The organism is Sphingobium sp. PNB, assembly GCF_019873065.1.
Lineage (GTDB): Bacteria > Pseudomonadota > Alphaproteobacteria > Sphingomonadales > Sphingomonadaceae > Sphingobium > Sphingobium fuliginis.
This window is the reverse complement of record NZ_JAINEZ010000017.1, coordinates 1-22,384: the sequence shown is the minus strand read 5'-3', so window position 1 is coordinate 22,384 and position 22,384 is coordinate 1. Positions and strand designations below refer to the sequence as shown.

General features: G+C 63.2%; 22 protein-coding genes and 1 tRNA gene. 10 read left to right on the top strand and 13 right to left on the bottom strand.

Annotated features, from left to right (window positions below; all coding sequences use genetic code 11):
• From K7W03_RS08315 to K7W03_RS08300, 4 genes are all read right to left on the bottom strand, one after another.
• Entirely contained in the window at positions 1-1,299 is a 1,299-nt protein-coding gene (locus K7W03_RS08315; protein ID WP_222886008.1) for a spinster family MFS transporter, read from the bottom strand.
• Between the two features lie 103 nt (positions 1,300-1,402).
• Positions 1,403-4,291, bottom strand: a complete 2,889-nt coding sequence (locus K7W03_RS08310) for a TonB-dependent receptor plug domain-containing protein (protein WP_222886007.1) — start codon at positions 4,289-4,291, stop codon at positions 1,403-1,405.
• A gap of 66 nt (positions 4,292-4,357) precedes the next feature.
• Positions 4,358-5,440, bottom strand: a complete 1,083-nt coding sequence (locus tag K7W03_RS08305; protein WP_222886006.1) for a phosphotransferase family protein — start codon at positions 5,438-5,440, stop codon at positions 4,358-4,360.
• The gene (locus K7W03_RS08300) at positions 5,437-6,675 is read right to left on the bottom strand and encodes an acyl-CoA dehydrogenase family protein (protein WP_319024301.1); all 1,239 of its coding nucleotides are present in this window, start codon (positions 6,673-6,675) and stop codon (positions 5,437-5,439) included. The genes K7W03_RS08305 and K7W03_RS08300 overlap by 4 nt, the downstream gene beginning before the upstream one ends.
• Before the next feature lie 182 nt (positions 6,676-6,857).
• Here K7W03_RS08300 and K7W03_RS08295 point away from each other — a divergent pair, with 182 nt between their 5' ends.
• The 7 genes from K7W03_RS08295 to K7W03_RS28205 are packed head-to-tail and all read left to right on the top strand — an operon-like array spanning position 6,858 to position 14,137.
• Positions 6,858-7,565, top strand: a complete 708-nt coding sequence (locus K7W03_RS08295; RefSeq protein WP_222886005.1) for a carboxymuconolactone decarboxylase family protein — start codon at positions 6,858-6,860, stop codon at positions 7,563-7,565.
• A 42-nt stretch (positions 7,566-7,607) separates the two neighbouring features.
• Positions 7,608-8,405, top strand: coding sequence for an enoyl-CoA hydratase/isomerase family protein (locus tag K7W03_RS08290; protein WP_013039003.1), 798 nt, complete (start codon positions 7,608-7,610; stop codon positions 8,403-8,405).
• 3 nt (positions 8,406-8,408) lie between these two features.
• Positions 8,409-8,747, top strand: coding sequence for an EthD family reductase (locus K7W03_RS08285; protein ID WP_222886004.1), 339 nt, complete (start codon positions 8,409-8,411; stop codon positions 8,745-8,747).
• The gene (locus K7W03_RS08280) at positions 8,740-9,534 is read left to right on the top strand and encodes an SDR family NAD(P)-dependent oxidoreductase (protein WP_222886003.1); all 795 of its coding nucleotides are present in this window, start codon (positions 8,740-8,742) and stop codon (positions 9,532-9,534) included. The genes K7W03_RS08285 and K7W03_RS08280 overlap by 8 nt, the downstream gene beginning before the upstream one ends.
• Positions 9,512-11,053 (top strand): class I adenylate-forming enzyme family protein, encoded by a 1,542-nt coding sequence (locus tag K7W03_RS08275; protein WP_222886002.1) that lies wholly within the window; start codon positions 9,512-9,514, stop codon positions 11,051-11,053. The genes K7W03_RS08280 and K7W03_RS08275 overlap by 23 nt, the downstream gene beginning before the upstream one ends.
• 1 nt (position 11,054) lies before the next feature.
• Entirely contained in the window at positions 11,055-13,124 is a 2,070-nt protein-coding gene (locus tag K7W03_RS08270) for a 3-hydroxyacyl-CoA dehydrogenase NAD-binding domain-containing protein (RefSeq protein ID WP_222886001.1), read from the top strand.
• The gene (locus tag K7W03_RS28205; RefSeq protein WP_222886000.1) at positions 13,121-14,137 is read left to right on the top strand and encodes an NADP-dependent oxidoreductase; all 1,017 of its coding nucleotides are present in this window, start codon (positions 13,121-13,123) and stop codon (positions 14,135-14,137) included. The genes K7W03_RS08270 and K7W03_RS28205 overlap by 4 nt, the downstream gene beginning before the upstream one ends.
• 70 nt (positions 14,138-14,207) lie before the next feature.
• On the opposite strand, the gene K7W03_RS08260 is transcribed toward K7W03_RS28205, so the two are convergent.
• From K7W03_RS08260 to K7W03_RS08235, 6 genes are all read right to left on the bottom strand, one after another.
• Positions 14,208-15,071 (bottom strand): OmpA family protein, encoded by an 864-nt coding sequence (locus K7W03_RS08260; protein WP_103000632.1) that lies wholly within the window; start codon positions 15,069-15,071, stop codon positions 14,208-14,210.
• Between the two features lie 731 nt (positions 15,072-15,802).
• Complete coding sequence (gene rtcA / locus K7W03_RS08255; RefSeq protein ID WP_222885999.1) at positions 15,803-16,816, bottom strand: RNA 3'-terminal phosphate cyclase; 1,014 nt, start codon at positions 16,814-16,816, stop codon at positions 15,803-15,805.
• A gap of 472 nt (positions 16,817-17,288) precedes the next feature.
• The gene (locus K7W03_RS08250; protein ID WP_222885998.1) at positions 17,289-18,518 is read right to left on the bottom strand and encodes an RtcB family protein; all 1,230 of its coding nucleotides are present in this window, start codon (positions 18,516-18,518) and stop codon (positions 17,289-17,291) included.
• Between the two features lie 384 nt (positions 18,519-18,902).
• Positions 18,903-18,984: transfer RNA gene (locus K7W03_RS08245), tRNA-Thr, on the bottom strand.
• A gap of 28 nt (positions 18,985-19,012) precedes the next feature.
• Positions 19,013-19,429, bottom strand: a complete 417-nt coding sequence (locus tag K7W03_RS08240) for a nicotinamide phosphoribosyltransferase domain-containing protein (RefSeq protein WP_226869910.1) — start codon at positions 19,427-19,429, stop codon at positions 19,013-19,015.
• A gap of 53 nt (positions 19,430-19,482) precedes the next feature.
• A complete protein-coding gene (locus tag K7W03_RS08235) occupies positions 19,483-19,893 on the bottom strand; it encodes an NUDIX domain-containing protein (protein ID WP_226869909.1) in 411 nt (136 codons plus the stop codon).
• On the opposite strand from K7W03_RS08235, the gene K7W03_RS08230 reads away from it, so the two are divergent.
• Positions 19,892-20,344, top strand: a complete 453-nt coding sequence (locus tag K7W03_RS08230) for a hypothetical protein (RefSeq protein ID WP_222885997.1) — start codon at positions 19,892-19,894, stop codon at positions 20,342-20,344. The genes K7W03_RS08235 and K7W03_RS08230 overlap by 2 nt on opposite strands.
• 194 nt (positions 20,345-20,538) lie before the next feature.
• On the opposite strand, the gene K7W03_RS08225 is transcribed toward K7W03_RS08230, so the two are convergent.
• Both K7W03_RS08225 and K7W03_RS08220 read right to left on the bottom strand, forming a co-directional pair.
• Positions 20,539-20,841 carry a type II toxin-antitoxin system RelE/ParE family toxin gene (locus K7W03_RS08225; RefSeq protein WP_222885996.1) on the bottom strand — a complete coding sequence of 101 codons (303 nt, stop codon included), beginning with the start codon at positions 20,839-20,841 and terminating at the stop codon, positions 20,539-20,541.
• Positions 20,841-21,083 (bottom strand): type II toxin-antitoxin system ParD family antitoxin, encoded by a 243-nt coding sequence (locus K7W03_RS08220; protein WP_222885995.1) that lies wholly within the window; start codon positions 21,081-21,083, stop codon positions 20,841-20,843. The genes K7W03_RS08225 and K7W03_RS08220 overlap by 1 nt, the downstream gene beginning before the upstream one ends.
• 125 nt (positions 21,084-21,208) lie before the next feature.
• Here K7W03_RS08220 and K7W03_RS08215 point away from each other — a divergent pair, with 125 nt between their 5' ends.
• Positions 21,209-21,577, top strand: coding sequence for a DUF2958 domain-containing protein (locus K7W03_RS08215; RefSeq protein WP_222885994.1), 369 nt, complete (start codon positions 21,209-21,211; stop codon positions 21,575-21,577).
• 51 nt (positions 21,578-21,628) lie between these two features.
• On the opposite strand, the gene K7W03_RS08210 is transcribed toward K7W03_RS08215, so the two are convergent.
• On the bottom strand, positions 21,629-21,820 hold the full coding sequence (locus K7W03_RS08210) for a hypothetical protein (RefSeq protein WP_222885993.1): 192 nt from the start codon (positions 21,818-21,820) through the stop codon (positions 21,629-21,631).
• Positions 21,821-22,012: 192 nt separating this feature from the next.
• Between K7W03_RS08210 and K7W03_RS08205 the strand changes: the two genes are divergently transcribed.
• Positions 22,013-22,384 (top strand): hypothetical protein (locus tag K7W03_RS08205; RefSeq protein WP_222885992.1); only part of this gene is annotated, 372 nt, incomplete at its 3' end.

Sequence of the window (22,384 nt, the reverse complement as noted above, 5' to 3'; positions counted from 1 at the left end):
TCACTGCCGTTTGAGATCGTCCGCGTAGAAGCGGGATGCCCAGGCGATGCTGCCGGCGCCCGCGAGCGATAACAGCACCACAGCCGAAAGCGCGTAACGCAGTGATGTGTCGTGCATCCCGTCCGCCGCCGCCAGATAATCGCTGAGGAACCCCGTCACCGCCGGCCCCAGACCGAGCCCGAACAGGTTGAAGACCAGCAGGGTCACGGCCGACGTAAGTGCCCGGATGCGCGGCGGAACGACGGATTGCGGGACGCCTATGATCGGGCCGTAATAGAAGAACATCAGCATGGTCGCCAAGAAGCCGAACGCCAGCGACGCCGCCAGCGAAGGGATCAGGAACTGGACCAGTGCGGCGGGCACCATCAGGAGCATCGCGGCGGCGCTCACCCAGACGCGGCCGGCCGGATCGCGCGATCCCGCCGCGTCCGACAGGCGGCCGCCCAGATAGATGCCGATGCCGCCGCCCAGCCCGTTCATCAGCGCCAGCCAGGAGGCGACGTCGGCAAGCGGCATGTGGTGGACGCGCATGTAGAAGGGCGCGGACCAGCTCATCATCGCATATTGGGCGAAGGCGTGAAGGGTCGTTCCGATCAGCATGTAGCGATAGGTCCGCAGCCGCCACAGGAAGCGCATGGCTTCGCCGAGGGGCGGCGCTTTTTCCGTTCGGATCGAAGGGCCTGACCCCGTCCGCGCAGGCTCCCGCACGAGCAGCAGGACGATCGGCGCCAGCGCCAGCCCCGCGACGCCGATCACCCCGAAGGCAAGACGCCATCCCAACGCCGAGGCGATCCAGCCGCCCGACGCATAGCCGAGCATGATCCCGGCCGGGAGCGCCAGTCCCCACAGGGCAAGCGCCGTCACCCGTTTTTCGGGCGGGTAGTAATCGGCGATGATGGAATGGGAAGCCGGCACGGACCCCGCTTCTCCCAGCGCGACGCCGATGCGGAAGGCTACCAGAGAGCCAAAACCGGTCGCCAGGCCCGACAGCGCCGTCATGCCGCTCCAGGTGGCGAGCGAGGCGGCGATGATGTTGCGGCGATTGAAGCGATCCGCCAGGCGCGCGATCGGAAGGGACAGCGTCGCGTAGAACAGCGCGAAGGCAAGGCCGGTCAGCAGTCCGAGCTGGCCGTCGCTTAGCCCCAGTTCGCGCTTGATCGGTTCCTGAAGCACCGACAGGACCGTGCGATCGATATAGTTGAACATCGAAACCAGGCCCAGCATGACCAGCATCGTACGGCGCAACCCGGCGGCGGAGGTCGTCGGCGGGGCGGTGAGTCCGATGGGAGGGCTGTTCATGCGTTTACCTCTTGAATGGCTCCGGGATTGAAGGGAGGCCCGCTTTGGGCGAGCCTCCCCGGACTATCGAACTTCCCTTGCGGGCAGTCCGTTCGGCAATCCATCAGAACTTGAAACGGACCCCCGCCGTGAGCGTGCGCCCGGCGACGTTGTAGAGCGTGAACAGGGTCGGATAGAGAAGGCCCGGCGCGGCGGCTGCGGCGACCAGCGGCGGCTTGCGGTCGAACAGGTTCGTGGCTGTCACGAACAGTTCCGGCTCCCCGCGCACGTCGAACTTATAGGATGCCGTGGCGTCGGTGTAGAAGACCGGCTTGATCGCCGGGACCGCATAAAAGGACGTCGGATCGTTCTTGAGGTTGCCGATGGTCACCTTGCCGATCATCGATTCCTGCACGAACAGGGTGAGGCCCCCATTGGTGTAATTGGCGCTGAGCGTGCCCCTGAACTTGGGATAGGCATAGCCGGTCTGGCTGTTGACGCCATGGCCGGCATAATCGATCACCGGCGCGATGGAATTGGTCTGCGTCTTGTACCGGTCCAGATAGTTGGCGAAGGCGCGCAGCGTGAGTTCGCCATCGCCCAGCTTGGTCCGGTACGACATGGTGATGTCGAGGCCGCTGGTGCGCAGGAAGCTGATATTCTGCGTGATGAGGCTCACCGAGATCGGATAGTTGGCGGCCGACCGGTCGCTGAACGGCAGCGGCCTTTCGATAAGGGCGCAGGTCGGCGACGTGCCATTCGACGTTTCACACTCGTTGACCACATCGTTCAGCCCTTGCGTGGCGATGGCGCCCTTGATCTTGAGGTCGTAATAATCGACCGAAACGTCGAAGCCGGGCAGGAAACTGGGGCTGAGGACCACGCCCGCCGCGAACGTATCGCCGGTTTCGGGATCGAGGTCGGGGTTGCCGCCGCTGAATTGACGGATCGAACCCGGCTGGCCGGTGTGAGGGTCGTTGAAGTTCACCGGCGCGGTCTGAACGCCCGCGAACAGTTCGAACAGCGAGGGCGCGCGAATATCGCGCGAGCGCGTGACGCGGAACATCACGTCCTGGATCGGCTTGTAGACCGCGCCGACCTTCCAGGTCTTGACGCTTCCGCTGGTGCTGTAGTCGGTCAGGCGGAAAGCGCCGTTGAGGCTCAGCTCCTCGGCGAAGGGTTGGCCCTTGAATACCGGAACCTGCGCTTCGGCAAACACTTCCTTCACGTTCAGCTTGCCGAAGGCCGAGCCGACATTGGTGTTGTTGAAGCGGGTCATGCGATTGGCCGGAATGCCCCGCAGCCCGGTGAAGTCCACCGGCACGGCGGGATCGGAATTAGACGTCAGGTCCAGCTTCTGCTTGCGATATTGCCCGCCGATGGCGACCGTGACCGGGCCTGCCGGAAGCTCGAAAAGATCCCCGCGCGCCGACAGGACGAAGTCGTCGGTCGTGTTCATGGCGCGGTAACGGGATACGCCAAGGACGGTTTGCAGATCGGCGGTCGTGGGCGTTCCCGCGCCGAAGACATTGAGCGGCGTGCACCCCGGATAGAGGCCGGGATTGGTCAGCGTGACGCGGCAGACGATTGAATTGTTCGGACCGCGAACCGCGTCCAGCGCCGCTGCCAGCTTGGGAATCTCGACCTGCGTCTGGGCGAATTTGGTGACGGACTTGCCATGGGTGTAGTCGGCGGTGACGTTCCATCCGCCAAGGTTCCATTCAAGGCCGCCGTTGATGAGATAGGCATTGGTCGCCTCCCGCGTCGGGATCGGCCCCTGCTCACCGATGAAGCGGAAGACGGTGAAGCTGTCATTCGGCCCCATTTGCGCCTGGACCGCCGGGTTCAGGAAGGCGTTGCCGCTGAAGAAGCGGAAGCCGAGCACGGACTGGGCCTGCGTATCGTAGCTGGTGACGCTGCGCGAGTAGCTGCCCTGGACATGCGCCGTCAGCCCGTCCGTCAGGTCGTAGGCCAGGCGGCCAAAGCCCTGTGTCGTCGTCAGCGGCGCGATCAACTGGTTGAAGCCGGGAATATAAAGGCCGTCGCCGCCCACATTGGTGCCCGGCGTACCAGTGGCTGTGCCGCGCTGGATGGGCCGCACCGCGCCGCCCGGCAGGAAGATATTATTGGTGAGCGAGGGCACGGTGCTCGTCAGGATGATGCCGTTATTATAGTCGTTGGTCGTGAAACGCAGGTTCGGCAGGAAGATGAACGGGTTTGCCTCGCGGCCCGGTGCGGCGGTCGACCCGGGGACCGAACCCACGGCCGCATAGGCGTCGTCACCATAGATGCGCGCGCTGCGCTTGATGCCATCGCTGTGAAAACGCTCGACCGAGGCGAGGATATGGCCGCGATCGCCCGCAAAGCTGAGGCCCCCCGCAATGCCGATGCGATAGTTGCCGAGGTCGCCGCGGGTCGATACGCCGCGCTGCGCGACGCCCTTCACCCCCTCGAACTTCTTGTCGAGGACGAAGTTGACCGCGCCGCTGACGGCGTCGGAGCCGTAGACCGCCGATGCGCCGCCGGTCACGACGTCGACGCGCTGGATCAGCAGTTGCGGAATCGTGTTGACGTCCACCGCGCCGCGGAATGTCGTGGGCGGCACGCGGATGCCGTCGAGCAGGATCAACGCGCGCGTCGGGCCGACGCCGCGCAGGTTGAGCAGATTGCCATGCTCGCCGCTATTGCCCTGCAACTGGCTGTTCGACTGCGGGCTGACGGAGTTGGCGAATTGCGGCAGCTTGTTGATCGCATCGGCGAGGTTGGTGGGGGTCGCCTTCTCCAGCTCCGTGGTGGGCGCGACGGTGACGGGCGTCGGCTGGTTGTAGCCGTCGCGCACGACGCGCGTTCCGGTAACGATGATGTCTCGCGTGGAAGGCGCGGCGGCATCCCCCGCCGACTGCGGTTCGGTCGTCGCCGTCGCCGCCGTTTGCGCATGGGCCGGCACGATGATCCCGGCAAACGCGCATCCCGAAAGGAGCGCCAATCGGCCAATCTTGAACCTTGTCATCATCTCTCTCCCTCTGATTAGGGCCATTTTGTCTTTCGCCCTGAAATCTCGTTTCATCCTGTCAGAAGATCAGACTGCGCCGGCCTCCCGCGCCGCCAGCCAGGCGGCCCTGGCGAGTGGTTCGATCCGGGTGACGATGTCGGCGGCATTGCTTGCGGTCTGCACGCCGTCGCGCGCCCGGCCGGCGATGCCCTGCAGAATGGCGGCCACCCGGAACAGGTTGAAAGCGCGATAGAAAGGATGCGTCGGATCGCCGCGAAGGCCGGTCCGCTCGCAATAGCGGCGGGCGTAATCTTCGGCCGTGGGAATGCCGAGCGCGGCAAGATCGGCGCCGCTCAGAGTTCCGCGCACGTCCACGCCCTCCGGCCTGAACCACTCCATCATATGGTAGGTGAGGTCGCCGAGCGGATCGCCCAGGGTCGACAACTCCCAGTCTATGACGGCGGATACGCGCGGCTCGGTCGGATGGACCAGCAGGTTGTGGAAGGAATAGTCGCCATGGATGATCGTGGTGCGCTCTTCCGTGGGCGGGATCGCGCCGGGCAGCCAGTCTATCAGCCGGTCCATCTCCGGGATGTCACCGGTGCGCGACGCATCATATTGCCGCGACCAGCGGGAAATCTGCCGCGCGAAATAATTGCCCGGCTTGCCATAGTCGGAGAGCCCGAGCGCCGCGAAGTCGACCAGATGCAGGCGGGCAAGCGTTTCATTGGCGGAGTCATAGATCGCGGCGCGCTCCGCACGGTCGAGGCCCGGCATAAGCGGGTCCCAGAAGCTGCGTCCCGGAACGTAGCGCATCACATAGAAGATGCTGCCGATGACATCCTCGTCCTCGCAAAGCAGCAGCGGTTCGGCGACGGGCAGGCCGGCTTCGTGCAGGGCCATGGTGATGCGATATTCGCGATCCACCGCATGGGCGGATTTCAGCAAAACGCCCGCCGGCTTGCGCCGCAGGACATAGCTTTGGTCCTGCGTCGACAGAAGGAAGGTCGGGTTGGACTGTCCGCCCTCGAACCGCCGGACGCGCATGGGTCCGGAAAAATCCCCGATCCGGCCCGTCAGATAAGCGGCAAGTCGGGCTTCGTCGAACGCACTGTTGACGGCGACATCGACCGTCGAGCCGATCGTCGCGGCAGGCTGCGCGGCGCTCACGACGCTGCGCCTTCCGCATATTTGGCGAGTTCCATCCGGGCGAGCTGGCGTTCATGAACCTCGTCGGGCCCATCGGTCAGCCGCACGATGCGGGTGTTCGCCCAAAGCTCCGCCAGGCCGAAATCGTCGCTGACGCCGCCGCCGCCATGCGCCTGTATCGCGTCGTCGACGATCTGCTGCGCCATCTTCGGCGCGGCGATCTTGATCATCGCGATTTCGGCGCGGGCGGCCTTGTTGCCGACCGTGTCCATCATATGCGCGGCCTTCAGGCACAGCAGGCGCGCCATCTCGATCTCGCAACGGGCGCGGGCGATCCGTTCCTCCCAAACCGAATGTTCGGCGATGACCTTGCCGAAGGCCCGTCGCGAAAGGAGGCGCCGGCACATCTTTTCCAGCGCGACTTCCATCGTCGCGATGTTGCGCATCGTGTGGTGGATGCGCCCGGGACCAAGGCGGCCCTGCGCGATCTCGAAGCCGCACCCTTCGCCCAGCAGCATATTCTCCGCCGGCACGCGCACATTCTCCAGCGCCACCTCGAAATGGCCGTGCGGCGCATGATCGTAACCGAAGACAGGGAGGTGCCGCACAAGCGACACGCCCGGCGTGTCGCGCGGCACCAGGATCATCGATTGCTGCCGGTAGGGCGCGGCGTCCGGGTCGGTCTTGCCCATGACGATGAAGAAGTCGCAGCGCGGGTGGCCCGCTCCCGACGACCACCATTTCCGGCCGTTGATGACATAGTCGCCGCCGTCGCGGCGAATGTCGGTCTGGATGTTCCGCGCGTCGGAGGAAGCGACGGCCGGTTCGGTCATCAGGAAGGCGGACCGGGTCTGGCCGTCACGCAGCGGCACCATGAAGCGCTGCTTCTGCTCGGCCGTGCCATAGCGATGCAGCACCTCGAAATTGCCGGTGTCCGGCGCCATGCAGTTGAACACCTCGCTGGCGAAGGAAATCCGGCCCATCAGTTCGGCGATCGGCGCATATTCGACATTGGTGAGGCCCACGCTGGTGAAAAATTCATCGTCATGCTCAGATGGCGGCATGAAGATGTTCCACAGCCCCGCCTCCCGCGCCTTGTCCTTGAGTTCGTCGAACACGGGCGGGATTTCGGTCCAGCGATCGATCGCGGCGGACTGTTGGTGATAGACCGGAACGGCAGGAACGATGTGCTCCTCCATGAACGCCCTTACGCGCTCCATCCATTCCCTGGATTTGGCCGACTGTTCGAAATCCACGCATCCGCTCCAATTACGCCGCCGGATTCGAGCCGGCCTGCTCCCGTTCTAATACTCACCCGACCGATCGGTCGAGCGATAAGTAGTCGACCGACTGGTCGGCTGTCAAACTGGTCAGGGAAGAAATTTTTGGTTGACGCCCGACCAGTCGGTCGATCATCTGGACCGCAGGAGAGCAAGCGATGACGAATAGCCCAATCATGGATGTCGCCCTGTTGCAGGGCTATGCGCCGTACACGCTTGCAGGATATGATATTTTCCGATCCGTGATCGAGTCGGACGGCGTGGTGCCGGCTCGCCTGAAAGCGCTGTTCGCGGCGGTGGCTGCCGTCGATCGCCGCCATCTGACCCTTGCGCGCCGGGAACTGGAACGCGGCGTGAAGCTTGGCCTGACCGCCAGGGAGGCGACCGCAGGCCTTATCGTGCTGTCCAGCCTTCGCGGCGAGGCGGCGGCGCTCGATTTCGCGCAGATCATCGAGAGCAGTTTTGGCGACGCCCAGGCGCCGGAGCCGCAACCCCTGCCTATGGCGGCGGAGGGAGAGGCGGAGGCCAATTTCCGGGCTTATTGGGCGGGGAGCATCCCCGCGCCGCTCGGCGCGTTGATGCGCCTCGTGCCCCAGGCGGCGGACGCCTACTACCTCATGCGGCGAGGCAGCATCGACGCCAACCCGCTCTCGCCCAAATATGGCGAACTGCTTCTGCTCGCCATATTGGCGGCGGGATACAGCCCCATGGCCGCGACCCATGTGCGCGGCGCGCGCAATGCAGGCGCGAGCGACGAGGAAATTGCCGAAGCGGTGCTCTGCGCCGTCCCATCGGCGGGGATCGCCGCCTGGATGGCGGTGGGCGGCATGCTTGCCCCGCCCGAAGAAGGCGGCATCGCACGCTGAAAACGACCGATCTTTTCACATCTTTGCCAAGGAGAGAGTTACATGGAACCGGAAAAGGACGTCATCCAATATGAAGTGGCCGATAACGGCATCTGCACGATCTGGCTCAACCGTCCCCATGTGAAAAATTGCGTCAGCCCCCAGCTTCTGCGCGACCTTGAGGTGGCGGTGGACAAGGCGGCCGAGGACGATTCGGTGCTGGCCGTCGTGTTCCGCGGTCGCGGCCACACCTTCTGCGCCGGTGCGGATCTCGGACAACTGGTGGGTCCGGTGCTGCACGAGACCAGCACCTCGCTTCAGCTCGCGATCGACTCCGCGCGCACCTATGACAAGATCTACAATATGAAGAAGCCGACCATCGCCTGCGTCGAGGGCTATGCCGTCGCCGGCGGGTTCGAACTCTTCATCTCCTGCGATTTCGGCATTGCCGCCGACGACGCCAAGATCGGCGACTTCCACATCCGCCGCGCCCTGTTCGGCGGTGCCGGCCCGATCTATCGCCTGCCCCGCTATATCGGCATGCGCAAGTCGAAGGAACTGATGCTGACCGGCAAGCTCCTGTCCGGCAAGGAATGCGTCGAATGGGGCCTGTGCAACGCCTCGGCGCCCAGCGACCAGCTCGAACAGCTGATCCAGGATTTCTGCGCGCCGCTGATCGACAAGAGCCCCTTCTGCATGTGGATGACCAAGATGGCGGTCAATCGCGGCATGGACGCCGACACCAACTCGCTCATCACGCTGGAAACGATGACCTGCAACGTGGTGCATCACTCCGCCGATGCGAAGGAAGGCGTCGCGGCGTTCCTCGAAAAGCGCCAGCCGGTCTGGACGGGCAAGTAAGCCATGGCGGTCAGCATGGTCGTCCTGGCCAGCCGGCCGCAGGACTGGACGCATGAGCAGTTCACCAGCTGGTGGCGCGGGCCGCATGCCGACGCCGCCAGGGTCCTGCCGGGGCTGATAGCCTATCGGCACGGCGCGGTGACGAAGGATTATGATAATCCGGAAGCGCCGGGCTGGAACGGCCACGCCGTGCTGACCTTCGCCGATCAGGCGGCGCTCGACGCCGCCTTCGCCTCGCCCGAATGGAAGGCGGCGACCGCCCAGACAAAGGGCATGGGCGGTCGCCGCATCATCCTCATCACCGATGAGGTCGATCTGCTTGCCGGAGACGATCATGGCTGACTGGAAACCCGGTTTCACCGCTGCGCAATTCCGTCTGGACGGCAGGCGCGCGCTCATCACCGGCGGACGCGGCGCGCTGGCCGAGGCCATGGCCGCAACGCTGGCGGACCTCGGTTGCGCCGTCGCCCTTGCGTCCCGCACGGAGGCCGACTGCGCCGATCTGGCCGCCGGCATAGCCGAGCGGTTCCGGGTTCCGGCTGTCGGCCTTTCCTGCAACATCGCCGACGAGGCGTCGGTGGAGGCGGCGGTCGCGGGAACGGTCGACCGGCTGGGCGGGCTCGACATCCTCATCAACAATGCAGGCGCCTCCTGGTGGGGTCTGCCGCAGGACATCCCGCTCAAGGGCTGGCAAAAGGTGATGGACGTCAATGTGACCGGCACCTTCCTCGCCTGCCGCCACGCCGCGCGCCACATGATCGCGGCGGGCGGCGGCGCCATCGTCAATATCGCGTCGGTGGGCGCATTCCTGTCCTATCAGCCGGACGCCGGGCAGGTCGTTCCCTATACCACCAGCAAGGCGGCGATCGTTCACCTGACCAGCGATCTCGCCGCCCAATGGGCCGGGCACAATATCCGCGTCAACGCCATCGCGCCCGGCTCGATCGAGACCGGGATGACAGAGACGCTCGATCCCGCCATTCAGGAAAAGACGCGGGCGGGCATATTGATGCGCCGCTTCGGCCGCCCGGACGAAGTGGCAGGCACGCTCGCCCTGCTGGCGTCGGACGCAGGCAGTTTCATCACCGGTCAGACCTTCCTGGTCGATGGAGGGCAATCCCTTGCCTGAAGAGCAAAGCCATCCGGCGTTCGAATGGGACGCCGAGCGGCTCTGGCCGCAATTCGCCCGCCTTGCCGACGCCGAACCGGACGCGCTTGCCCTAGCGGATTGCGATGATCGCCTGTGGAGCCGGGAAGAGCTGCGAGGGCAGGCGGTGGAGATCGCGGCTCTGCTGAAGGCGGTAGGGGTCGAGCCGGGCGACCGCGTCCTCGTCACCGCGCATAAAAGCCCTGCGACGATCGCGACGGCGCTTGCCATATCATCGCTGCAGGCGACCTTCTGCCCCGTATCGCCAAAGCTCGGAGCGGGCGACCTTGCCTCGCTCGAATCCTTGCTCGGCCATGCCGCCAAGGTGAGCGGCGCCGGCAGCGCCCTGCCCGAGGTGGCCGCAGCCGCCGGCGAACGGTCGGTCGATCCGCGCGATCGCGATACCGCGCTCATCGGCTTCACCTCCGGCAGCACCGGCGTGCCCAAGGGGGTGATGCATGGCCCCGAAGCCCTGAACTACGCGACCCGCGCCTGCGCGGCCATTGCGGGTCTGCAACCGGATGACGCGATCCTGGGCATCGTCCCGCTCGACAGTGCGCCCGGCTTCACCTTCACCGCGCATTTCGCGCTGTCATTGGGGCATCCGCTGGTGCTGGTCGACCCATGGGTGCCGGCCGAAGCGCTGCGGCGGGCCGAACGCTATGGATGCGGCTGGGCGATTGCGGTGCCGACGCATCTTTTCACGATGGTGGAGGCGGCGCGGCTTGGCGAATGGACCGGCCGCCTGCCGCTTCGCGCCATGGCGGTGGGCGGCAGCGCGATGACGCCGGAACTGATCGAGGACGCCGACCGGCTGCTCGGCCTCAAGGCGCTGCGCATGTTCGGCATGTCCGAATGCATGGGCCATGCCTCCACCCATCCGTCCCATTCGCTGGAGCGTCGTCAGCTGTTCGACGGCATCCCCTTTCCCGGCACGCAGGAGGAGGCGTTCGACGCCGATCTGCGTCCCCTGCCGCGCGGCAGCCGGGGGCAGGCAGGCGTGCGCGGCCCCTCGCTGTTCCTTGGCTATGCGCAGGGCATGGGGGCGGGGCAGGAGCGCATGACGCCCGACGGCTTCTACCTGACCGGCGACGAGATCGTCCGCGATCAGGACGGCTTCGTGCGCGTAGTCGGCCGCATCAAGGACCAGATCATTCGGGGCGGCTTCAACATCGACCCGGCCGAGGTGGAGGCAGCCCTGCTGCGCCATCCCGCCGTCGCTGAGGTGGCGGTGGTGGCCGTGCCCGAACGCAAGCTGGGCGAACAGGCCTGCGCCGTCTGCCGGCTGCGCACGGACGATGGGAGCATCGACCTGCCCGCCCTGCTCGACCACCTCTCCCAGCAGGGCCTGTCCCGCAAGAAATGGCCAGAGCATCTGGTGCTGGTCGAGGCGATGGCCGTCACCGCCACCGGCAAGCTCGACAAGAAGGCGATGGCCGCCATCGCCGTGGAGGAGGTCGCCCGCAGGCGCGCGGCGCCGCCCACCAGACAGGACGCATGACATGAAGCAGACCGCAACCAGCGTCGTCACCGACGGCGTCGCCCTGATCACGCTCGACAATCCGCCGGTCAACGCGCTCTCGGCGTCCCTCCGTCAGGGATTGCAGGCCAAACTGGAGCAGGCGTTCAGCGATGGGGCGGTTGGCGCCATCCTGTTGCTCTGCGCCGGACGGACCTTCATCGCCGGCGCGGACATCACCGAATTCGGCCAGCCCTGGCAGCCGCCGTCCTTGCCCGACCTTTGCGCCATGCTGGACGACGCGCCCAAGCCCGTCATCGCCGCCATTCATGGCACGGCGCTTGGGGGCGGGTTCGAACTGGCGCTCTCCTGCCACTATCGGGTGGCGGCGCGGAGCGCGAAGGTCGGCCTGCCGGAGGTGCATCTGGGCCTGCTTCCCGGCGCGGGCGGCACCCAGCGCCTGCCCCGGATCGTCGGTGCGGAGGCGGCGCTCGACATCATCACGTCCGGGCGGCAGATCAAGGCTGCCGAAGCCCTTTCGCTCGGGCTGGTCGACGCCGTGGTCGATGATGCGGCCTTGCAGGACGAGGCGCTGGCCTTCGCGCGCCGCATCGTGGCCGATGGCGGTGCGAAGCCGCGAATATGCGATCGGGCCGACGCGCTCCAGCGCGACCGGGATCGCCCGGAACTGTTCACCGCCTTTGCCGCCGCAAACGCACGCCGGTTCAAGGGGTTCGTCGCGCCCGCCGCCATCATCGAGGCTGTCGAGGCAGCAGTGACCCTTCCATTCGATGAGGGGCTGGCAAAGGAAACCGCCCTGTTCGAGCGACTGGTCGCCAGCCCGGAGTCCGCCGCCCAGCGCCATGTCTTCTTCGCGGAGCGGGAGGCGGCCCGCGTTCCCGACATCGGCCCCGACATATCCCCGATCGACATCCGATCGGTGGGCGTCATCGGCGCGGGCATGATGGGCGGCGGCATCACGATGAACTTCCTGAATGCCGGCATCCCCGTTACGCTGGTGGAGACGAGCCAGGAGGCGTTGGATCGCGGCATCGCCACCATCCGCCGCAACTATGAGGCTACGTGCGCCAAGGGAAGGATGACGGCGGCGCAGGTGGAGCAGCGCATGGGCCTGATTTCGCCCAGCCTCGACCTCGCCGCGCTCGCCGACGCCGATCTCATCATCGAAGCCGTCTACGAGAGCATGGACGTCAAGACGGACATTTTCGCCCGGCTTGACCGGATCGCCAGACAGGGGGCGATCCTGGCGTCCAATACCTCTTTCCTCGACCTTGATCGCATCGCGGCGGCGACCAGCCGGCCCGAATGGGTCATCGGCCTCCACTTCTTCTCGCCGGCCAACGTCATGCGCCTGCTGGAGGTAGTGCGAGGGGTGGAGACGGCGAAACCGGTGGTCGCCACGGCGATGCGGCTGGCCAAGCGGATCGGCAAGGTGGCGGTGCTGAGCGGCGTGTGCGACGGCTTCATCGCCAACCGGCTGCTGGCTCCGCGTGGCGCGCAGGCCGAAGCGATGATGCTGGAAGGCACGCCGATCGCGGAGATCGACCGCGTGCTTGTCGACTACGGCTTTGCCATGGGCCATTTCCAGATGATGGATCTGGTCGGCCTGGACGTCATCGGCCGGAACGCGACGGAACGCACCGTGATGGGCGATCTTGTCGCCGCCGGACGGCTGGGCCAGAAGCGCGGCGCGGGCTATTATGACTATGATGAGAAGCGGCGCTCGCGTCCGTCGGACGTGACCGGCAACCTGATAAGCGATGTGGCCGCGGCGCGAGACGTCGCCCATGCGCCCACATCGGGCGACGAGGCGCTGCTTGCGCGGCTGCTCTATCCGGTCGTCAACGAAGGGGCGAAGATCCTGGAGGAAGGCATCGCGCTGCGCGCCTCCGACATCGATATAGCCGCCGTGCTGGGCTATAACTGGCCAGTCTATCGCGGCGGACCGCTATTCTGGGCCGATCAGGTCGGGTTGGACGGGATCGTGGCGGACATGCGCCGGCTGGAGGCGGTGCATGGCGAAACCTTCCGCCCCGCGCCGCTGCTCGTGCGGCTGGCAGAGACGGGGCGGCGGTTCGGCGACAGGGCGTGACCCTCAACCGCTCCTGGGTGCTTGCGCACAGGCCCGAAGGCGCGGTGCGCGCCAGCGACTTCGCCTATCGAGAGGAGCCGTTCGATGCGCCCGCGCTGGAGGAGGGCGACATTCTCGTCCGCACGCGGATCATCTCCTGCGCGCCGACGATCCGCAACTGGCTGAACCCGCCCGAACGCAGCTATCGCGGCGCGATCGGCATCGGCGACCCGGTTCGGGGCATGGCGGCGGTCGAAATATTGGCGTCTCGTCATGCACGGTTCGAAGCCGGCCAGTGGGCAACGGCGGTGGCGCCCTGGCAGGACTATGCTGTTCTGCAGCCGGATAAGGCGGCCGTGCCCGTCACCACCCTAGAGACCGGCATCGATCCGGTCGACGCCATGACGCTGTACTCGCCCAACAGCCTGACCGCCTATTTCGGCCTCTTCGCGGTGGGGGAGCCGAAACCCGGCATGACCGTGCTCGTATCCGGTGCGGCGGGATCGGTCGGTGCGATGGTGTGCCAGATGGCCCGCATCGCGGGCTGCCGGGTCATTGCGGTGGCGGGCGGTCCCGACAAATGTCGTTGGCTGAAGGAAGAAGGCGGTGCGGAAGTCGCGATCGACTATCGCTCGGCCGACCTTCCTGCGGCTTTGAAGGAGGCCAGTCCCGACGGCATCAACATCTTTTTCGACAATGTGGGCGGGGACATATTGCAGGCGGCCGTCGACCGGATGGCGCCCCATGGCCGCATCGTGCTTTGCGGACAGTTGGCCGCCTATGATTCGAATAGCCCGGCCGCCGGCCCCCGGGATATGATGAAGCTGGTCTATGGACGGATCCGGATGCAGGGCTTTGTCGTCGGGGACTATGTCGACGACTATGCGTCCGCGATCGCATCGATACGACAGTGGGAAGCTGAAGGGCGGCTGCGCAATCGCTATGATGTGCGCGACGGGTTCGAGCGCATACCCGACGCCTTTGTCGACATTTTCAACGGGCGCAACGCCGGAACGCTGATCGTCCGGATCTAAATCTTCGCGCTTTGCGAGAGACATGGCCACATTCGAAAATCCGGGGTGGGCGGAACCCACCCCGCGCATCTCACAGTCCGTCAAGGCCCTTGCTGACCAGGATATTCACCGCGACCCGGCGGTTCTGCGCCTTGCCTTCGATGGTGTCGTTGCTCGCCACAGGGTCCGCTTCGGACATGCCTGTGGGCGTCAGCATGCGATAGGGCTTCCACCCGCACGCCTGCTGAAGATAATTGACGACGCGGCCGGCCCGCTTCTCGCTAAGCTCCTGGTTGAAATCCTCGTCTCCCGTGGAATCGGTGTAACCGACCACGAGCAGCAAGGCGTTGCTCATTCCCTCGGCAGTCGCCGCCGTGGCGCAGAGATCGTTCTTCGCCTGAGACGACAGCACCGCCTTGCCGGTGTCGAAATTCACGTTGGTCGTGCTTTTCACATTATATTGGTCGATCTCACCCATGCGGCCGCGCAGCGCCTCGGTCGCGGCAGTCTGTTCGTCGAAGCGCTGGGCCGTGCCATTGTGGATCATGGACGCGGTCTTCAGATCCTTGTTCTGGAGATTGATATGGCTGGCCACAAGCCCGCCGCCCGACTGCAACGTCTTGACGGTGACCGGCAGGCCGTTCAGCAGCGAGGTTGCGGCAAGCTTGCTGCGGTTAAGGCCGAAAAAGCCCTTGCTGGCGGTAATCCGGGTGGCATCGTCGATGGCGATGACGGATTTGGTGCCGTCCGCCGCCGTGACCTGCATCTTGTCGCCGCTGCGCGCGGAAATGATGCCCTTTATCTCCGGGCCTTCCGACTTTTCGGCGGGCAGATAGGCGGTCGCAGAGACATCGGCCGACGGTGGGTCCTGCGTCTGCGCAGCCAGGCTGGCCGATGCCCCGGACAGCAGGGCAAGCAACAAGAGACATTTGGGGCTTCTGGAAATCACACTCATCACGCTACTCCTCCAAGCTTCGATAGTCGGGCCTGCAATGCCGCAGCTTTTCGTCCGACTGCCGTCTGCGTGATGGCGTATTCGGCTGTCAGAACCCCCTCCATTGTCCTTCCTAAGATGTGCGGCATGACGCCGCGCAGCTTCTGCCTGTTGAGAATGACCTTTCTGGTACATGAACAGGCTGGATCAGTCAGCTAGTTGAAGAGGCAATTGGAGCGCATCCTGCGACGAACCGAAATCAATGGATGCCGCGCGGGAGAGCATTGCTGAAGTAGATATAGGGAATAGAGTGCTGAGTTCAGTTCTTCATCAATAGACGTTCGGCCAAACCGAAATCTGGACTGAGTTCAAAGGCTAAATCATGCAATCAGGATTTTATCTTTTGGAAACACCGATTTGCACTCCGCTGGGACGAATGTCGCCGGGAATGACCAGGCTGCCCGGTGACGCACCTTGTCTTGATACCATCAATGTAAGGAAAAGGTGGCGGAGACGGAGGAATTATTATCTATATCGTAAGTAATTGATATAGAATCTAATTTATTATCCAAATCCAATTTTACCAATCCGTTTCCCACATTCCTGTGAAGAACAGCTTCAATCGACATCTATACTTATAAAGAATAGACACTGACATGTCCACCGTAACCTGCATATTCCCCAGGCGTCTGTTTCATATTTTTTCTTCAGAATCACGTTATGGCTGGCACATTATTGGGTGTGCGTCAGCCCTATCTGATCTCCATCAGGTGCGACCCATCGCCCGCTGGCGCGAAGGCGCACCGACGCTCAAGAAACAGCGCGATCACGTCACTCGCCGTCAAACTATGCTGGCTCGGCTTGACGGTCGTGAACCTTCCGCCACCTGCGAGCGCAAAGGGCAGCAGGAGCTGGTCTGCCAAATAGGGGCCTGCAAAAGCCCGCGATTCGAGGAAACCGAGCATCCGGCCCACCGCCCGCTTTGCCACACGTTCCGCTGGTACGCCCAGTTCCCCGAAACCGCTGACGATCTCGCTACCATGTTCGAAGCGAGCCTCGAGCAACAGGATATTGCCCGGCCCCTGATCCTCCGGCAGTTCCCGCACGAAGCATTCCCAATCATTCCATCCAAGTCCCTGCTGCGCCGCCTTGATTTCCCGCTCGGCAATATCGAACGGCAATCCCGCGAAATAGGCGCAAGCGCTTCGATCCAGTAGTTGCCCTCGCTCGATGCAATCGACGGAAGCAAGCGGGGCCGGGGCGATATCGATCTCGATCCGGCCGCCACCGCGCGGGTAGAAGCCATGGCGGACAAGCTTTGCCTCGACGCGCGGCCCCATGCGGTTGATGACCGGAAGGAAGACCTTGCTGATGAAATCGAACGGCGGAGCCAGCATGTTGTGCGTGCCGCCTTCCAACACCAAGCGTGAAGGCCTGCCGGCGAGAATCAGGGGCATGAGAACGGTCTGCAGGACGAGACCCGTGGAACCGGCCGTCCCCACCGCAAAATGATAGTCTCCCGGAATCACGCGCCCCGGCCGGAAGGTCAGTTCGGACGATCCGACGCTCAATCCTTCACAACTGGCGTTGCCAATGGCGCAAGCCGCTTCGATAGCCGTCACATGCTGGCGCATCAGGCCAGGCTTGGAGCGACGGGCACGGACATTGGTGATGCGGACAGGTTCTCCCGTGACGAGCGAGAGCGCGCACGAATTGCGAACGACCTGCCCTCCGCCTTCGCCCTCCGATCCATCGATGGTGATCATTTCAGTTCGATCCAATAAGTCTGTTTCGGTTCAGGAACAAAAACATGGTCCGTCCAGCAGTCGGCCATCAACGTGCCGACCTCCTGTCCACATCCACGGCATTGCTGATTGGGTCCACTGTGCCCGCTGGGACCACAGCATCCATTGAGACGGCAGGCGTCGTCCACATCTTCCACCCGACCAGCGACATCGATCGGGTTGAGCCAATATTGCGGCACGAACTGTAACGGTGGCCTATTGCCGGGATCGCCGCTCGACACCATCGGTTCTACCGAGAGAATCGCGCTTCCCGGCTCTGTAAGTGGCTTGCACTCATAGCCTGACCACACGCGGCCAGCCGGATATCCGGCCGACAATATGTCGATGGGCCCCGACAAAGAGGCATGGCATTGGGCGCAGAATAGCTGCTGTGGCACGACTGACCCTTCTGGAATAGTTCTCACGGAGAAGGGTAGGCAATCATTGCCTACCCTTACCCCTTCACGCACACCACCTGTTTCAACGTATGGACGATCTCCACCAGATCGGCCTGGGCGGCCATAACGGCTTCGATCGGTTTGTAGGCCTTGGGCGTCTCGTCGATGACGCTCTCGTCCTTGCGGCATTCGACGCCCGCCGTGTCGGCGATATGCTCGTCGAGCGAGACCAGCTTCTTGGCCTGGGTGCGGGACATCACGCGCCCTGCGCCATGGCTGCAGCTCTCGAACGATTCCGCATTGCCCAGACCGCGCACGATGAAAGACTTCGCACCCATCGAACCCGGGATGATGCCCATCGTGCCCTTCGCCGCGCGCACCGCGCCCTTGCGGGTCACGAGCACATTCTGGCCGAAATGGTTCTCACGGCGAACATAGTTGTGATGGCAGTTCACCGCCTCCAGTTCGGCATCGAATGGCTTGGTGATCTGGCCACGCAGCGCCCGGATCACATTGGTCATCATCATCCGGCGGTTCAGCGCCGCGAAGTCCTGCGCCCACTCGACCGCCTCGACATAGTCGTCGAAATGATCGGTCCCTTCCGGGAAGTAGGCCAGATCTTCGTCAGGCAGGTTGATGAACCACTTGCGCATGTCCTGCTTGGCCAGTTCGATGAAAAAGGTGCCGATCGCATTCCCTACGCCGCGCGAACCCGAGTGGAGCATGACCCACACGCGCTGCTCGGTATCGAGGCAGAGCTCGATGAAGTGGTTGCCCGTCCCCAGCGTCCCCAGATGAGTCAGCTGGTTCGTGTTCTTGAACCGCGGGTATTTGGCCGTGATCCGCTCGAACCGCTCGACGAGCGTCGCCCAGGCATCCACGATCTCAACCGGCGGGGCACCCCACGAGCCATGATCGCGCTGACCACGACCGACCGAACGGCCGTGCGGTACCGCCTGCTCAATCGCCGAGCGGATGCCTTCCAGATTGTCCGGAAGATCGCTCGCCATCAGCGAGGTGCGCGCCGCCATCATGCCGCAGCCGATATCGACACCCACAGCCGCAGGAATTACCGCCCCCTTGGTCGGAATCACCGAGCCAACGGTCGCGCCGATGCCGACATGCACGTCCGGCATGGCCGCCACATGCTTGAACACGAAGGGCATCTGCGCCGCCTTGCGGAGCTGCTCATGCGCCTTCTCGTCGACCGGCACGCCGCGTGTCCACAGCTTGATCGGCTTGCCGCCCTCGACGTGCTGAATATCGTAAGTCCTGCTCTCGGTCATCGTGACCTCCCTGTATAGTCATGGTGCCGGCGACAAGGTTTGGCGAGACATCCCGGATTTCTCCGGGGCGGATTCGAACCGCTCGGCCTTTCGGCCTTTACCCATGTAGTCCCGCCGGCATTCGCCAGCTTGAATTCGATGCCATGGCGACCAGGTTTTGACAGACGTCTCTCCGCTCTTGCGAACGGTCCCTGTTCTACCGTTAAACTACGGACCGATTGGACGGTCCGGCGGGATTCGAACCCGCATCAAGGGCGTGATAGGCCATGTAGTCCGTCAGGCATTCGCCATGGTTTTGTGTTTCCGGTCACGGCGACGAGAAGTGAGAAAGACCGCCCCGAGGGACTGGCGCTCTACCCAACTGAGCTACTGCATCGTTGCCGATACAGGCGGGACTTGAACCCGCGACAACCACATTACCAATGTAGTCCTTCTCGGCATTCGCCATGATATTCGGTCGGGTCGTGGCGACGAGGGGCGGCAAGACGCGGCCCTTACCAGAGCGCGCGCAGCAACGCCGTCTCGATGAAAGTGGTGAGCCAGGGCATGGTTGGGTCGGTATTTTCGACCTGCATCACCGGAACGCCGACCGGCACGATCATGCCTTCCGGTAATGCCCTGATCTCCAGCGGCAGATAGCCGCCATACTGCCTCAGTATCGCATCCCATCCGGCACGGTTGAACGGCACGCCGTGGGCAGCGCAGATGGCTTCGGCTTCCTCGATGTCCTCCGCCACGATCGGCTTGGCCAGATAGTCGATCAGATAGGCCTGCAATCCAAAGAACAGGATTTCCTCGGCACATTTGTTCGGTCGCGCCTCGGCATAGGCGCTGATGATGCGCGCTTCCGGCGGATATTGCAGAAAGTGGCTCTGCTTGTAGCTGTCGGTCGCCAGGATGAGACTGGTCATGATGTGAACTCCTCACATTTTCGGGTCCGGCGGGACTCCCCCGCACGGATCGGTCAGAGGTCGGCCATCTCTTCGATGATCGACCAATGGTCTTCGAACAGCATGTCCGGGCTGAGGTCGCCGAAGCGATACCAGCGGGCATGGGCTGCATCGTCGCCGCCCTTCACCGCGAACAGCTTGCGGCGTTCGGGCAGGCGGAACAGGAAGGCGTGGGTGACGATCCGACCGCGCAGCGACCGGGTCGGCGCGTCGAACACGCGGGTGCGCGAATCCTCGATAAAGCTGGCCAACATCGCAGGCGGGATTTGCCCCTTGCCGTCACTGATCGCCGTCTCTTCGCGCAATTCCCGGATGGCGGCATCGCGGATGCGCTCGGCCGGGTTCACGAAGCCGCCCGGCAGCGCCAGCAGTCCTTTGCCCGGCGCCTGTCCGCGCTCGACCAGCAGGATAGCCCACCATGCCATGAAGCCGCTACATGAGCGCAAACAGGATATGAAGGCCGCGCATCAGCAGGAACGGAAGCGCCTCGATGAAAAACAGCGCGAGCGTAACAAGGCCGAGCAGCAAATGCGTTCGGCGCGGCTTCGCAAGGGTGTGGCGGCAATCTGGGACATCATGACCGGGCGGCATTCCAAGACGCGCAAGCAAAACGAGATGGAAGCGTGGTTCGGCGTGCAGCGTGACCGTGCCCAGCGCCATGAGCTTGTCGCGGCCCAACTCAAGGAGCGCCAGACGCTTCAACGCGATATCAGTCAGGCGAGGGAACGCCATGCGCGGCAAGTACTGGGCCTGTATCGTGACGCGGCCCGCTATCGCGAAATGGCGCGGGGCGTTCAGGCTAACGGCGCGGATGCCAATCGTGGTCACAGTCGCAACGACAGGCAGCAATCTCGCGGTCCTGATTTTGGCCGCTGAATTCTAGCGCAATCAGCACGGCGGTTTCGCAGATGTTTTCCGATCTTGAATGGTTCGCCTGTGACTGTCCGCCTCCGTGGACGCTCGCTCAGCCTTTCTATCCATGTCCGTGCATTTGAGACGCAAGGCGTTGTCAGCCTTCTTCACGCTGTTCCGATTGGCGGGCAAGCCGCCCATCCCAAAGCGATGCGCTATCAGGACGGCTCATCGCCCGATGCCATCCAGTCTTCCCGGCTATGGCGGATGCGCTGGATAAGAATGTCGTCGCCATCAAAGCGATAGAAGATGAGGTGCGATTGGTAGGGATAGACGCGCGACCTTTGCCGCAATTCCGGTCGCTCTCGCGCCACCCTTGGAAATTCCGCGAGAAATTCGAAGGTGCGGATAAGACCGTCACGGTAGGTAATCGCCTGCTCCACGCCGAAGGTATCGACGGTGTAAGTAGCAATGGCGGCAATATCGTTTTCGGCGGCTTTCGACAGCGTATAGGAAGGCATCAGTTTCGCTTGCCGCGCGCAATCGCCTCATCAAAAATCTGCTCAACGCTACGGGTGCTGATGCCGCTGGCTTCGGCTTCGTCAATGAGCCGCTGCATGGCTGCGATCTTGTCGGCCCGCTCCTGATCGCGCCGGATAAGGTCACGCACATAATCGCTGGCGTTGCTGTAACGCCCGGTCTGGGCTTGGCCCTCTACCCAATCCTTCATCTGGTCAGGCAGGGATACGTTCATAGTCGCCATAATTCACCTCTACCTTAAACATACCGGATTTTGGCAAAGTTTGTCAATTTTCCTGAGCGGCTTGGGCGGGCGCTGCGACGAGAGGCTCAGATTGAAAGTCGCGAAAAATGCTTCTAGGTCGAGTCATGGACTGGCTCACCGACGCTTTGAAGGAAGAATTGCTAACCGCTGGCAAAAGGCAAGCGGAAGCCGATGCTAGGGCAGAGTCCTGCGCCCTTCCTATTCTCACTTGCCTTAGGCTTTCGGGTTCAAGCTGGCTGCTGGCTTCCGTTTGCCCGGATGACCCGGATATGGCTTATGGCCTATGCCACGTCGCAGGGGGCGTTCCAGAACTGGGATATATCCGGCTCAGTGAACTTGCCGGACTTCGAAACAGCAATGGGATAGGCGTTTTCGAAGACCCCATGTTCAAGAATGCGGACCGTCTCGATGTGCGGCGATATGCCGACATGGCGGCGATCACAGGCCAGATTGCCCTTCACTATACGTACTGATGTCAACGAACAGCGCATGACTGCGCTCTGTCACAATCATAGTATCCGAGTCTAAAGCCTGTCCTTCCTGTCGTCCTTATCGTCGATCAGCATCACCACACGACCATTCAATGGCAGGGCGTTGAGGTAGAGGGTGACGCGGGCAGCCTTGAACGGCGGCACATTCGCTGAAAGCCCCATGAGAAGAACCGATGGAATGGTCTTGCGATATGAATTGAGAATTTTATGACGGGCATCCGCCATTTCGTTCGCCGTCGGACAAGAACAGACGGCACGGCACTTTACTTCAATTGTATTGCGTCGCCGCTAGAATTACAGTGATTATTATCATTATATCCATCTATTTCTGACTGATATCTTGCACGCCTTCACATCGCGCTTTAGACTGCGCGACAGATTAATCGTAACAGAACGCTTTTGCATAAAGAGGGATGAATGCAATCACACGACGCAATCCGGCAGGTTGGATTCATTCAGCAATCCCTTTCCCAAAATCGAAAGCAAATTGGATTTTTTCTGGGTGCAGGTTGCCCGCTATCAATCCGGGTAAACATCAGAGTGGAAGGCGAAACGGAGAAGAGTGACCCTTTGATCCCAGACGTTGCGGGTCTGACTTCTATTATTGACGGTAAGCTTGCCGGAAAAGGCGCCAAAACATGGGACAAAGTCGTCGCAGTGGTTAAGCTTGATGGCGGGAATGAAAAAAATATCGAGCACCTACTTAGGTTTCGTGGACAAAGGTTGACAGCAGGATCGGGCGTTGATTCAAGGCTGCCTTTTGGAGGTGGCGTTGGGCGAGCGTATTGG

Excerpts from the sequence above, each read along its gene's own strand:
- K7W03_RS08315 (WP_222886008.1), bottom strand. The coding sequence starts at position 1,299 with ATGAACAGCCCTCCCATCGGACTCACCGCCCCGCCGACGACCTCCGCC.
- K7W03_RS08230 (WP_222885997.1), top strand. The coding sequence starts at position 19,892 with ATGAAGCCGCTACATGAGCGCAAACAGGATATGAAGGCCGCGCATCAG.
- K7W03_RS08280 (WP_222886003.1), top strand. The coding sequence starts at position 8,740 with ATGGCTGACTGGAAACCCGGTTTCACCGCTGCGCAATTCCGTCTGGAC.
- K7W03_RS08250 (WP_222885998.1), bottom strand. The coding sequence starts at position 18,518 with ATGACCGAGAGCAGGACTTACGATATTCAGCACGTCGAGGGCGGCAAG.
- K7W03_RS08285 (WP_222886004.1), top strand. The coding sequence starts at position 8,409 with ATGGCGGTCAGCATGGTCGTCCTGGCCAGCCGGCCGCAGGACTGGACG.
- K7W03_RS08235 (WP_226869909.1), bottom strand. The coding sequence starts at position 19,893 with ATGGCATGGTGGGCTATCCTGCTGGTCGAGCGCGGACAGGCGCCGGGC.
- K7W03_RS08225 (WP_222885996.1), bottom strand. The coding sequence starts at position 20,841 with ATGCCTTCCTATACGCTGTCGAAAGCCGCCGAAAACGATATTGCCGCC.
- K7W03_RS08270 (WP_222886001.1), top strand. The coding sequence starts at position 11,055 with ATGAAGCAGACCGCAACCAGCGTCGTCACCGACGGCGTCGCCCTGATC.
- rtcA (WP_222885999.1), bottom strand. The coding sequence starts at position 16,816 with ATGATCACCATCGATGGATCGGAGGGCGAAGGCGGAGGGCAGGTCGTT.
- K7W03_RS08210 (WP_222885993.1), bottom strand. The coding sequence starts at position 21,820 with ATGGCGGATGCCCGTCATAAAATTCTCAATTCATATCGCAAGACCATT.
- K7W03_RS08220 (WP_222885995.1), bottom strand. The coding sequence starts at position 21,083 with ATGGCGACTATGAACGTATCCCTGCCTGACCAGATGAAGGATTGGGTA.
- K7W03_RS08260 (WP_103000632.1), bottom strand. The coding sequence starts at position 15,071 with ATGAGTGTGATTTCCAGAAGCCCCAAATGTCTCTTGTTGCTTGCCCTG.
- K7W03_RS08275 (WP_222886002.1), top strand. The coding sequence starts at position 9,512 with ATGGAGGGCAATCCCTTGCCTGAAGAGCAAAGCCATCCGGCGTTCGAA.
- K7W03_RS08295 (WP_222886005.1), top strand. The coding sequence starts at position 6,858 with ATGACGAATAGCCCAATCATGGATGTCGCCCTGTTGCAGGGCTATGCG.
- K7W03_RS08310 (WP_222886007.1), bottom strand. The coding sequence starts at position 4,291 with ATGATGACAAGGTTCAAGATTGGCCGATTGGCGCTCCTTTCGGGATGC.
- K7W03_RS08215 (WP_222885994.1), top strand. The coding sequence starts at position 21,209 with ATGGACTGGCTCACCGACGCTTTGAAGGAAGAATTGCTAACCGCTGGC.
- K7W03_RS08290 (WP_013039003.1), top strand. The coding sequence starts at position 7,608 with ATGGAACCGGAAAAGGACGTCATCCAATATGAAGTGGCCGATAACGGC.
- K7W03_RS08240 (WP_226869910.1), bottom strand. The coding sequence starts at position 19,429 with ATGACCAGTCTCATCCTGGCGACCGACAGCTACAAGCAGAGCCACTTT.